The 12,031-nt window shown below is 52.4% G+C and carries 7 protein-coding genes, 1 tRNA gene and 2 pseudogenes; 2 read left to right on the top strand and 8 right to left on the bottom strand.

Annotated features, from left to right (window positions below):
* Positions 1–86: 86 nt before the first annotated feature.
* The 3 genes from I6J28_RS05630 to I6J28_RS05620 form a co-directional block, all read right to left on the bottom strand.
* Entirely contained in the window at positions 87–512 is a 426-nt protein-coding gene (locus I6J28_RS05630; RefSeq protein ID WP_204611302.1) for a hypothetical protein, read from the bottom strand.
* Positions 513–1,500: 988 nt separating this feature from the next.
* On the bottom strand, positions 1,501–2,454 hold the full coding sequence (locus I6J28_RS05625) for a UTP--glucose-1-phosphate uridylyltransferase (protein WP_239236147.1): 954 nt from the start codon (positions 2,452–2,454) through the stop codon (positions 1,501–1,503).
* Positions 2,455–2,515: 61 nt separating this feature from the next.
* A tRNA-Ile gene (locus I6J28_RS05620) sits at positions 2,516–2,589 on the bottom strand.
* A 252-nt stretch (positions 2,590–2,841) separates the two neighbouring features.
* Here I6J28_RS05620 and wecC point away from each other — a divergent pair.
* Entirely contained in the window at positions 2,842–4,095 is a 1,254-nt protein-coding gene (gene wecC / locus I6J28_RS05615) for a UDP-N-acetyl-D-mannosamine dehydrogenase (protein WP_204611301.1), read from the top strand.
* A gap of 492 nt (positions 4,096–4,587) precedes the next feature.
* On the opposite strand, the gene I6J28_RS05610 is transcribed toward wecC, so the two are convergent.
* From I6J28_RS05610 to I6J28_RS05600, 3 genes and pseudogenes are all read right to left on the bottom strand, one after another.
* Complete coding sequence (locus I6J28_RS05610; RefSeq protein ID WP_204611300.1) at positions 4,588–6,747, bottom strand: glycosyltransferase; 2,160 nt, start codon at positions 6,745–6,747, stop codon at positions 4,588–4,590.
* 8 nt (positions 6,748–6,755) lie between these two features.
* Complete coding sequence (locus I6J28_RS05605; protein WP_204611297.1) at positions 6,756–7,673, bottom strand: hypothetical protein; 918 nt, start codon at positions 7,671–7,673, stop codon at positions 6,756–6,758.
* A 428-nt stretch (positions 7,674–8,101) separates the two neighbouring features.
* Positions 8,102–9,248: pseudogene (locus tag I6J28_RS05600) on the bottom strand (IS3 family transposase).
* Positions 9,249–9,556: 308 nt separating this feature from the next.
* Here I6J28_RS05600 and I6J28_RS05595 point away from each other — a divergent pair.
* On the top strand, positions 9,557–10,459 hold the full coding sequence (locus I6J28_RS05595; protein WP_204611295.1) for a hypothetical protein: 903 nt from the start codon (positions 9,557–9,559) through the stop codon (positions 10,457–10,459).
* A gap of 782 nt (positions 10,460–11,241) precedes the next feature.
* On the opposite strand, the gene I6J28_RS11995 is transcribed toward I6J28_RS05595, so the two are convergent.
* Positions 11,242–11,628, bottom strand: a complete 387-nt coding sequence (locus I6J28_RS11995) for a DDE-type integrase/transposase/recombinase (RefSeq protein WP_204611294.1) — start codon at positions 11,626–11,628, stop codon at positions 11,242–11,244.
* Positions 11,611–11,736 (bottom strand): annotated as a pseudogene (locus tag I6J28_RS11990) (IS3 family transposase); the annotation flags it as partial. The gene I6J28_RS11995 and the pseudogene I6J28_RS11990, both read right to left, overlap by 18 nt.
* Between the last annotated feature and the right edge of the window lie 295 nt (positions 11,737–12,031).

Below are 12,031 nucleotides of genomic sequence, written 5' to 3'. Positions count from 1 at the left end.
TCAGCTGCTTTGCTACTGGGCTGGAGAACCTGCAACCAGATAGCGGAGATTTCCAACGAACTTCGCACACACGAAAATAGCCAGGCCTATTCTTCCCTGTCCCTCTTTCTGGCCTGTCTGCGCTCACGCCTTCGAGCACGCTTTGCAGTGCGGATATCGACGACCCAACGCGGCACAAAAGGCCACGGAAGCGGAACCCCGACCGCGTCCGTAAATCCAATGACTCCAATAACGAAAGCTGCCACGAGCGGAACCTTCAGCACCGTGTAGACAAACTCGGGAGGGTTGGCACTTGCGACCAACCCCATGGCGCCGCCAGCGCCCCTAATGAGCGAGCAGTAAGGATAAATAAAAAGGACGCCATCACTTTCTGCGCCTACAAAGTCGACATCGTCGTACCATTTTTCCGATCTAGGTTGCCTCCGCACGCACCTAATGTAGTAGGCCCAGTAGAGCACCATGACAAGCACTAACCCGGCATATACAAGCAACTCAGTAACATCGCCGTCCATAGAATAGGCCTCCCGTGGCTGCTTGGTGCGGTTTGTAATAAGACGCTACCAGCGCCTGCAGGGGTGCGACGTAGGACGAAAACAAAAATATGGCTGCGGGCAATCACCCGACTTCCCCCTGCTCACCATCGGTTCCCGCCGCCGCCTAGCTTGCCGACGCCCGGACCAACCTCAACTTCAACCCCCGCAAACAGCGCCTACCCAGCACTTTGGGCTGAGATTTACGCTCGATGGTGTTGCGATACCTCTACGGTCTACAGTGGAGTGTCACCGGCGTTCATTCAGCATGACTCAGCCTCGGGCCCCTTACGCGGTAGAGCCCCGGCTTCGTACGCACCCGCGGTGAGGACCGTTGCGAACGCCTAGTTGTTCCGTGCGATGGGCACCCCGCTCAGCACAGCCTCCCTCATCACCACCCGCATACGCACCGGCGCACTGCACCTTCATGGGGCTGCCTACCTGCGCCCGGAGAATTTCTGGTCCGTAGAGAGGACAAACACTTGCGACTCGGAATTCCGCAGCCTCAGCGAAGCGTTGACCGCACTACCGGGCTCGTTTGAACTGGGTTATAGAAGGAGCGGGCGCTTAGCGGCGCCTTCCCCGGGCCCCTCTCCCCTAGTCCTGTAGCAAAACGACTGCTCATTTTAATGGTGCCTGCATTACTTTGAGTAACGTGACGAGATACCCTTGTTGCACAGACGAACGGAGGTGAAATCAGCGATCCTGACATCGAGATTGCCCACATTTCCGCGCCGTTATTCGAATCCCTAAAGAAATCCCATTCGCGCAACTTAAAATGAAAAGATGAGCTTTACGGCAAGCTGATGGATGCCAGCGAAGGCGCCATTGATTTCCTTCCCCATCACATGCGGCGAGCATTACTGCAGCACTCAAAACCGATATGGCCAAACCGAAATGAACGAGTCATAGAGAGAACTTCCGAGAGAGAAATGAATGTGTTCTCAGATTAAAATTGTCTGTCTCTATGCTATGAGTGATTAGAAAACTTCTCCTCATACTTCGCCATAATCGCCTTCAAATCTTCGAACAGTCCCGCACCGTACTTCTCGTGGCGCAGGCCAAACTCAACGCTAGCCGGGATGAAACCGGCAGGGTTCCCCAAATCATGACGTATGCCGTCGTGCACTACGACGTGAACGGGTTCGCCATCTTCGATGAGTAGCTCGATAGCATCGGTAAGCTGCAGCTCCCCACCTTTGCCTGGCTTGATTCGGCGGAGGGCATCAAAAATCTTCCGGTCCAACAAATAGCGGCCGGTGGCCACCAAGTTGGAGGGTGCTTCTTCGACCTCAGGTTTTTCGACCATGCCGACAACGCGCTTCACAGCACCGTCGTCTGTGCCGGCGACATCGAATACTCCGTAGTTGGAGACATCCTCCGGTTCCACTTCAACGGCAAGGAGGACGGATCCGCCACATTGCTCGCGGACCGCCATCATTTCTGCAACTGCAGTATTCGGTTCGATGACGTCGTCAGGAAGCATTACTGCAAAGAAGTCCTCATCATCGTCCAAAACAGATTCAGCTAGCCCGACCGCGTGGCCAAGGCCTAAAGGCTTTTCCTGAGGCACGGAGATCGGCTGAACGATTTGAGCAGCTCGCTCAACCTTCAGCGCCTGTTCTTCCTTGCCGCGCTCACGCAAGGTTTTCACCAGCTCAGGAAACTGCTCAAAGTGGCGCATCACTTCTTGTTTTTTCGGCGAAGTAATTATCGCGAGCTTCGTTGCGCCAACCGACGCCGCTTCTTCCGCGATGATCTCAATACCCGGGGTATCCACCACGGGTAGGAGCTCTTTGGGAACAGTCTTCGTAGCCGGAAGGAACCGCGTTCCCATACCTGCAGCGGGGACGACAACGGTTCGAATTCCCGCTGTTTTCGTCATTGATTGAACAGCGATGTCAGTGTGCTCCAAGTTTTCCATACGCTAAACCTACACGTTTAGACCTCGAACAATAGGCAAACGAGGTCAATGAAAGATGTTGTGGGGCCACCGGGGCTCGACCCCGGGACCAGCGGATTATGAGTCCGCGGCTCTAACCGACTGAGCTATAGCCCCCAAACGCCGAGCAAGCCGACGCTTTAAAGACATACTACATCAGGCCATTCGTGGCTAACTCCATTGCCTCGACGTTGCCTTTTCTCCAAGCATCCCCTCCCGAAAGTACATGCTCGGCGGTGTGACCCACTGGACAATTAGTAAGAATAATTTGTTCCCGCCACTTTCTTTGCAAACTAGATCCCGAATCCTCCAAACCTCGTACAATCATAATTAGTTTCAACCCAACCAGTCCCCCTTAGGAGAATATTGATGTCCAGTCTTAATGTGGCGTTCGTCGGCCTTGGCTATATCGGATTGCCCACCGCAGTAGTCATGGCCAACTCTGGGGTGAATGTGGTCGGCGTTGATGTCAATACGGTGAATGTTGAAAAGATCAATCGCGGTGAAGTCACAATCGTCGAGCCAGGTCTGCAGGAAGAACTCACTGCAGCGCTCGAGTCTGGCCGCTTCCGCGCCACCACGGAACAGGTTCACTCTGACGCCTACATCATTGCGGTCCCTACCCCCTTCACCGAAAACTATGACGTCGATATGAAGTACATTTATTCGGCCGCAGAAGCGATCGCTCCTCAGCTGGTCGGTGATGAACTTATCGTCCTCGAGTCCACCTCTCCTCCGCAAACCACTGCAAAGATGGCACAGCGCATCTTGGAGTGCCGACCTGACCTCGTTGCAGATGGTGTTGAGAACCCAGACAACAAGCCGGTTATCTATTTCGCGCACTGCCCTGAGCGCATTCTTCCGGGCTATGCAATGGAAGAGCTGCGTACCAATGACCGAATCATCGGCGGCCAAACCGCTGAGGCTACTCGTCGCGCAATCGAAATCTACGCCACCTTCTGCAAGGGCGAATTGCTTGCTACCAACGACGTAACTGCAGAAATGGCAAAGCTCACCGAGAACTCTTTCCGCGATGTCAATATCGCTTTTGCGAACGAGCTTTCGCTCATCTGCGACAAGCTTGGCATCGACGTATGGGAGCTCATCAACCTCGCCAACCACCACCCACGCGTGGACATCTTGCAGCCTGGCCCGGGTGTCGGTGGCCACTGCATCGCGGTCGATCCGTGGTTCATCGTGGCGGCCGATCCTGAAAACTCCGAGCTCATCCACACCGCACGCAAGGTTAACGACGGCAAGCCAGGTTGGGTCATCAACAAGGTCAAGGATGCAGTCTCCAAGACGGATGCCAAGAAGGTTGCAGTACTCGGCCTCGCTTTCAAGGCCGACATCGATGATCTCCGCGAGTCCCCTGCGCTCAACATTGCGGTTGATCTCGCAGAGGAACTCGAAAACAAAACCATCTTCGCCGTTGAGCCAAATGTTTCTGAACTCCCCAAGCGACTGAAAGGCTTCGATAACGTCGAGCTCAAAGAATACAAAGAGGCAATCGCGACCTCCGAGGTTGTCGTCCTTCTGGTCGATCACAAGGAATTCCGTGAGTTTGACGCCTCAGGTCTAGAAAACAAGGTTCTCGTCGACACCAAGGGATTGTGGAAGTAGCACCCGAAAGGAAGAAACTGGAACATTTCGACTGACGATTAGTTTCGCAAACAGGCAGCGACAGTTTTGTCGTTGCCTTAGCACACAATCCGTATATTTAATGTAGCCCCTCGGTAATAACGCTTAGCGAGCGTTTTCTGCGTTAGTAGATATTGTTGCCGTTTCGGCGTAGTTGGTAGGGGCAATCCGCGTAGTTGGTAGGGGTTTTCCGGATAGGTGGTAGGGCTCCCCGAATCAGCTGCACATCGCAGATAACAACAGCGATGTTAAACTCGAATTAATAAAGCAATGATGCAGCGCAGCCTACGGGCATGCTGGCTACCGATCGTTGCACCTGCGCTCAGAGAAACCCTGCGCTCCGCGCGTAATACTAGGGTGACCAATGCAAAGGCGTCTGGGTAGCGCTCACACGGCGGGTCTACGAAAGAAAACAATTCCAAGTCCGGGGCAACCCGAATAGTTACCCCGGACTTGGTTAAGAAATAAGAACGGCTAGGAGACTTCTAATGAGAGAATCTCTTCCCACATCGGCATCAAAACCGTTGGGTCCCAGCGAAGAACTGACTCGCGAGCTTCTTCGCCTAAGCTTTCAAAGACCTTTAGGTCTCGACACTTCAGAATTTTCTCTACAGCGGCATCCAAATCAGGCGATAAGAATTGAGAGCCAAAAATTTCTTCTACGCCAGGCCTTGACCAGAAGATAGGAACTGACCTTGCTGACATGCCCTCGGCGGGTGCCATGTGGAAGCTCTCGACTTCACTTGGAGACAAGATGAAGCCGATTGAACGCTGCCACGATGCTATATCTGCTCCAAACGGATCGAATACAACGTGCTGTCTCAGCTTTGTAGAACCGGCAATCCGCTTAAAGAATTCCAAGTACAGCTGCTTCTGCACTGCTTTGTTCCATTCATAAGGATATTCCCATGGCATTCTGCCTTTGAAACGCAGCGTGTATCGGTCATCTTCTTCAAGCAGACGTTCCAATAAGTCAAGCGCTCGATCCGGACGTTTGTGCCAAGGGACCATCCCGACAAAGCCCAAGGTAAACCGCGCGTTGGGCAATTTCGGACGATTAAAGTCTGAAGAATCCACCGCGTTTGGAATAACGAAGCATTGTTCAGGCTTAAGCGGTAACTGCTCAAGAGCCATACGCCGGTACAACTCTGAAACAAAAATCATCGCATCCACATTGTCCCAATCGATGTCCGACATCCAGGGGCCATCGAGCTCAAAACGGTGCAACCTGGACACGAGCTTCTTGCCCTTAGGTTTGTTGTGCGAATACCAGGCGAGTGATGGCCCCGCCCATTCGCAAAAAATCGTGTCGGCGCGCCGAGCCAAGCGCTTGCTTTCGTTGGCATCATGCTTGTGGAGGGTTTCCCAGTGATCTAAATTAACCTCAAAAGATGGACTTCTAGAAAGATGGTCCATCAGCTCACCCATGAACTTCATATCATGAGAGGCAATAAGGACTCGGTTCACCGAGCCATCACCCGGTTTTTCATCTTGAAGGACCCCAGCGCGTTGAAACACGCCCTCGAGTCTTTCTGCTGCACTTGCCATCGAATACTCTTTTGCAACGCGGTGCGCAACTAAGCGTGCTTCATGCACTCGATCGAGATTTGAGGCAATAACCTTGGCAACTTCGCAAACTGAATCCGTTCCCGAGACAAAGAACGGATAATCTTCTCCGAACAGCGCTAAGTGGTCCTGGGTTTTGTTTATCACGGGCACTACCCCAACCGCTCCGTACTCTAGCGCCTTCGTTGAGAGCTCCAAGCTCGAATCCAACTCCGAGCTACGCCATCCTAACCCAAGGGTGGAAAATTTCATTTTCTCAATCGATTCGTCCCGTGAAAGTGCTCCTAGCCAATTTACTCGCGATGCTGGGTCGGCATCTGCCTGGCGAATCGCTTCCTGCATACGTGGAAGCCACGAGGGGTCTGTTTTCGACCGATTATATTTATCACCAATAACGGTAAGCTTCGACTCCACGCCGAGCGCCTCTAAACTCTGCGGAATTCCTAGCATCTCAAGAGTCTTCCACCCCTCAGCGAATTTACCCGAATAGATAAGTCCCAGCTCGGAAGGTGCAACAGTTGAATTAACATCAAGTTCGATGAAAGCAGAATCCGGAATCATAGGAGACATAATCTCAACCTTGCCAGCGGCTTGAGGCGTAATGGCCTCCAGATATGAACGCGCAGCATCTGTTTGTGCAAAAAGCCTTCGGCAACGAGCCGCGATACGCTCAAGGCGATTCCGGTTGTTATCTGAAAGGCGTGTTGGCGGGAAAGGAACATCTGTAATGTACGCCCAGGTCAATCCCGCTATGCGGGATTTCATCGCAAAATCATTGCAAGCTGCGAAGCCTCGTACGACAACCGCATTCAGCCCAACACTGTTGTTTAGTTTTTCGACTGCCGACGCTGCTTCTTTCGTAGAAAGCTCCGCGTTGGGCTCGTGCACCACCACATTTTCAAGGTCATCGAGCGAGGTAATCAACCGCCGGTTTTCAAGCGGCATTTTCAGCTGCAAGTGCACCTCGTCAAAAATCCGACTCAAAACGGTTGAAATCGACATTAGCCAAATAGATGAGCCATCGATCACGTTCGGGCTGATATCGCCATAAATCGCTACTTTGGACATGTTAGTTCTTAAACCTCACTTCGTTTGATGCATGCGGTCAGTATCGGAGAATAAACGTCATTCTCCCAACGAAGATCACTTGTCCCATTCGAAACAACGACGTCCGCCATTTCACGCAATGTTCCATTGAAATGACCGGGAACATCGTCTTCGATAACTATTACGACGGTACCCAACTGTTTCTGGGCTTTTAAAAGATCCATCAATAACAAGAAGTTTGCGGTGCCGGCAGAAGTAAGCACACCTGCCCATGCTCCGGTCTTAAGCTCTCTCTCGTCAATGAGGATGTAAGCTACCTCAGGATCTGGTTCCAAAGTTCCATAGCCAGGCATAATCAGAGAAACATCGGCCAAAGGTCGAACAGCCTCAAAAAGTTGTCCAGACGTGAGCATTCGGACCTGTCGGTCCTCGTTTTCAAGAGGTTCCCTCATCAAATAACGGAAAGCACGGCCTGGATCATCGCCCATCACTTGATCTGCAGCGAATCGCCCTGCAGCCCCCGCTAATGGCCGACCTTGGATATCGATCGCTGGGATTCCGCTAGGTGCAAAGGCTGATATTGTTCTTGGGGTTTTCAGCTCAGCTGACGATGCCGCACTTTTGTCCGACTCCGAGTTTCCCTTGTTTTGCTCAGTGTGCGGGGGCGCGGATCGAAGTTGTTCAGAAAATGGATCTTGCTGGTATTGTCGCCACCCGGAAGAGCTTATATCCCGAGCCAGGCCGCGAAACTCTCCTGCCAACATTTTCGCCCACGTTACGAAGACCGCACCCCAAAAGAAACAAAGCACGAGAGCCAAAACTCCAAACAACTTCTTGAGAACGTCTACTGGCGCAATTATCGAAAGAATCCCCAGTAAACAGGCCGCCATCAAAAGGCAGATCTGAGCCTTGCCACTCGTAAAGCGTTTTAACTGACGTCTATTCATTTTTCTCCATTTCCGACCACAACAAGGGTTACCCAACTTTCAGTCCCGTAAAATACCGGTTTTGCACTGTGATAGCCGTCAAACAGCGTGCTGCTCCGGTTAAATTCTGCCCGTAAGAGTCTATCAGTTGACTGAATTCACGGCATCACTTGAGACGCCCACCTCGCAAAATATCGCACTTTACAAGCTTTTAGCCATTCCATGGATTAATTACAGTAAAGGAGAATCCAAAACAACTGGCCTTCTACTGATCGAGCGTTCTAGCTGCTAGACAGATTTTCCAGGGGCATACGACCCATATAAAGTTTATGCCTTGCTGTTAGTACTCTCTTCAAACGGATATACGCCTCGCAAAGATAAGTGGGGCCCGACCGCCAGAAAGTAGACACCTTGGGGTGAACAAAATGTAGGCGTAAGCCTATCACTCTTTATGCGGTTTGCGATTCAAACTCATCGGGAGTTTGATATCCGCACCAAGTGTGTCGGCGGTAAGCGTTGTAGCGCACGCACCAGCGAAAGACATTCCTACGGCAGATCAGCTGGTTGGCAAACGTCTTCGTATCATTGAGGATCTCTCACTTCAACGCTGTGTTAAACGATTCAGCGAGCGAATTACCCGCGCTGGTTCCCACCGCGCCCATCAACTAGGTAACGCCTAAGCGCCTGTATGTTGCTTGGATCTGCGATGAGGTGTAGACGCTTCCGTGATCTGAGTGGAAAATCGCACCGTCAAAAACTCCTCGCAGGTGGGAAGCGTTTTCGAGGGCTTCTTCTACCAGTTCGGTATGCATGTGAGCTGCGATAGCAAACCCAATGAGTTTGCGGGAGAAACAATCAATAGCTCTTGCCAAGTACATGTTCGTTCCGTCGGCGATCAGCAGATACGTAATGTCGCCGACAAGTACACGATTCGGAGCGCAGGCGGTGAAGTCACGGTTCACCAAGACTGCGAACACGCGCCGGCCTTTGTCGCGCGCAGTGGTCTTGATCCTGCGCTTCTTCTAAAATTCGAACCGGTTCTAGGCCCGCATCATGCGGGCCACCTTTTGCGATTGATCCGCTTGGCTGGGGTTGTAGCACCGTCGCGACGTGTGGGGTCGTTGAGTTCGGCAGTGATGCGACGAGCGCCCCAGGCGCCGTTTTCAGCGTCGAAAGTGGCCTGGATCTCAGCTGCCACCAGAGCATCATCTAAAAGGCGCTGGCGACGACGTGGAGCCGAATGCTTCCACTTGTAGTACGAAGACCGGTTAAGGTTTAGAACTTCGCACATCCGCTTAACCGAGTAGTCGGGGATATGGTCACAGGCGAACTGGAAGCGGATCACCAAGTCGGCTCTTCCGCAAAATACTTCGCGGCCGTGCGCAGAATTTCACGCTCTTCACTAAGCCGCTTGTATTCGCGCTCTAGCTGGCGAATTCGCTCCGCATCAGCAAGCTTAGCTGCCGGTGACGAGTCTGCATCATTAGTGGCAACGTTGGTACCAATCTGCTTGTACCAATATCCCAGGGTCGAGCGATTGATCCCGAGCTCTTCTGCGACTTTGCCCATCGAAGCATCTGGGCTCGCCTCGAACATCGCGACGGCGTCGCGCTGGAACTGTTCCGTGTAAACCTTGACGCGGGCATGGTGGTAGATTACCTTCTTTCCCAACCACACTGGCTGGAATCCGAGGTGTCTACCTAACGGGGTCAGGTCCGTTTTTCACCGGAAATAGATCCAGCGGAAACGACAGATGTCTTGGGCGATCAACATATATCGTGGGTCACGCGGGTTCGGCGAATGCCTGGTGGAGTCAACGAAAGTAAGAGATTTTTAAGTCGAGTGGAGCCAATCTATGATGAAAACAACAACTCCAATCTGCCTTCCCGGAAGGAACGACCGCTATGGCTGAACCATTCCAGCGTCCAAGAGACATTAAGCGTTGGCGCGTTTCCAAGTACTACGCATCCATTCAAGACTTCGTTGAGCTCCCCCTCTCTGATGGACTACATACAATTGAGCACAAAGGACGCCAACTTGACCTCTTGATTAAGGATCGGAAGTCCGATACCACGCTCATCGTCTTTCATGGAGCCCTATCACCGCGCCAACGGACAATCCCTTGTTTGCAAGGCAACGCTCTCTCAGAGGCTGCAGGAGTAAACTTAATTGCTTGCGCAGATCCATCCCTCGACCAAGGAGCAATTTCGTGTGCTTGGTTCCTCGGAGACAAGGACTTTGGCCCCCTACCAAATCTCCTCGCCCCGATTCTCCACCACTGTCTAAGCCAACTTTCAAGCTCCCACACGATTCTTTTCGGAGGCTCCGGCGGCGGATATGCAGCCACGAATTTCGGCTCGCTTTTCCCTGACTCCATCGTTCTCGCGATGAACCCTCGCCTGAACTTTGATGCGTCTCCAAAGTCGACATTGGATCGATACCTCCGAATTTGCCATAGGGTTCAAGGTAGAACACCGGCAATGCGCGTTAAGTCCAGTTTCGTAAATACCAATCTGTCAGATGTTGTCAACGCAGGACAGAACTTCGATCTCTTGGTTCTTCAAAACGGGAACGACCAGAGCTTCCTCAACCATCAACTAAAGCCATTCATTGAAGAACTCGACGACACATCTAGGGTATGGATATCACTATTTGATGGACCGGCTGGACATGCACCAAGCCCCAAAGAAGAAATCGCAGCAATAATAGAAAATGTTAAGTCCTCGACCATTGGATCTGCGGAGGAACAAAAATACAAAAAAGCCGGCTTTGCTCCCGCATCTGAAGTTGCTAAGCAATGGGATTGATTGTTAGCCGCTCCCCTGCGGAGTAACTAGCCATGCTTGTGCAGAACTCAAGCGTTCGCTCAGGTCCCGATTTTCCTGACTAAGCACCAGCGCTGTGTCGACTGTGCTAATCAACAGTCCCAACAAGTCATGCTGCCTAAAGAGGCTTAACAAGCCAATACATTAGGCCGAGGCCTTTAACCTGAATACTCAGCATCCCCACTCGGCTATTTTCTTTTCAAGGGATTCACTCGCGGAATATCGCATGAGAGTCAATTCTGAAACCAATTACTAAATTGTCGAAAGGCTATCATCAACCAACATCCGTTTCGGGAACAGGAACATCTCACTTCTCTTCCACGCACAAACACCTGCCCACGCGGAGAGTCTGAGCTCGGTACTCGAGACGACTTCATTGACGAACACCGAAAATCTCGGAAAATAACCATCACTTGGATGTCACTTTCCCGAAGTGCACGCAACCTACTGAATCGGCCTAGGTTTGTGGCGGGCGGTGTTTAAGCCGCTTGGGCTTCGGTCGTGTCCATTTTAGGATGATTGTGATAGTAGCAGGCCTCGTATTCGATCGGTGGGACGTAGTCGATGGAGCCGTGGAGGCGTTCGGATGTTGTACCAGTTGACCCACTCAGCGGGGCCCGTTCAACCTCTTTCCAGGTGGCGAACGTTCGCATCCTGGAATGGTCGATCTCCCCGCTCTTAAACAGCCCGATAGTGGACTCCATGAGCCCGTTATCGTAGGCATCACCGACGGTGCCAATAGAGACCCGGTAATGCCTTCGCGCTCAATCAATGTACGCAGTTGAAAGCTGGTGTACTGAAAGCCGGCATCCGAGTGGTGGATGATGCCCCACAGCACTAAACTTCGCGTCGTAGCGGTTTTGAACGCTCAAGGCCTGCCGCAGCGCATTCAGGACGAAATCAGACTGTTTGGTCCGTGACACTGTGCATCCAAGGATCCTCCTGGAATGGACGTCGGTGATGACTGTAACGTAGCACAAGCCCTGGTGGGTATATACGTAGGTAAAATCCGCCACCCACCACTGATTCGGATGAGTAACGCTATTCCAAGCGGCTTTGCAGCAGTCAGCACAGCGCGGGCCACTGGGATGGGACTGCGTCGTTCGGATCGCCGTGCACCGCAGTACTTTCTGGATGCCAAGGATTTTCATCAACCTTCCTACCAGGTCGCGGCCTATGGCCCAGCTTTCCCGCAGGGCAGCCTTCCACAGCTTCCTGCGCCCGTAGACGTCCCCCCTATGGCGAGCCCGGATATCGTAGAGCCTTTGTGCTGCATATGCGTCTTCTCATTCGGGGTCAGTCGGACCACAAGCCCGGCTGCGATAGCGGCGATCCGTCGACTCCAAAATGCCCGTATTGGTTTGGTCGCCGCGCACGATCCGGCACATCCGCTCGACGGAATAGTGGTGCCGGTACCTGTCGATAAATGCGACGACTATTTTAGTGTGCGGTCGAGCTCCGCCTGGGCGAAAAAGCTGAGGCCAACTTGAAGGATCTCGTTTGCTTCTTTGAGCTGGCGATTCTCCTTGCACAGTTCGGAAGGGTTGTGTCCTT

Origin of the sequence: Corynebacterium tuberculostearicum, from assembly GCF_016894265.1 — a bacterium.
Lineage (GTDB): Bacteria > Actinomycetota > Actinomycetes > Mycobacteriales > Mycobacteriaceae > Corynebacterium > Corynebacterium tuberculostearicum_D.
Note: the sequence above shows the minus strand (reverse complement) of the source record. Positions and strands in the feature narration are given on the sequence as shown.

What these genes read in the sequence shown, in the direction of transcription:
- I6J28_RS05630 (WP_204611302.1), bottom strand. Translation starts at nt 512, where the DNA reads ATGGACGGCGATGTTACTGAGTTGCTTGTATATGCCGGGTTAGTGCTT.
- I6J28_RS05625 (WP_239236147.1), bottom strand. Translation starts at nt 2,454, where the DNA reads ATGGAAAACTTGGAGCACACTGACATCGCTGTTCAATCAATGACGAAA.
- wecC (WP_204611301.1), top strand. Translation starts at nt 2,842, where the DNA reads ATGTCCAGTCTTAATGTGGCGTTCGTCGGCCTTGGCTATATCGGATTG.
- I6J28_RS05610 (WP_204611300.1), bottom strand. Translation starts at nt 6,747, where the DNA reads ATGTCCAAAGTAGCGATTTATGGCGATATCAGCCCGAACGTGATCGAT.
- I6J28_RS05605 (WP_204611297.1), bottom strand. Translation starts at nt 7,673, where the DNA reads ATGAATAGACGTCAGTTAAAACGCTTTACGAGTGGCAAGGCTCAGATC.
- I6J28_RS05595 (WP_204611295.1), top strand. Translation starts at nt 9,557, where the DNA reads ATGGCTGAACCATTCCAGCGTCCAAGAGACATTAAGCGTTGGCGCGTT.
- I6J28_RS11995 (WP_204611294.1), bottom strand. Translation starts at nt 11,628, where the DNA reads ATGAAAATCCTTGGCATCCAGAAAGTACTGCGGTGCACGGCGATCCGA.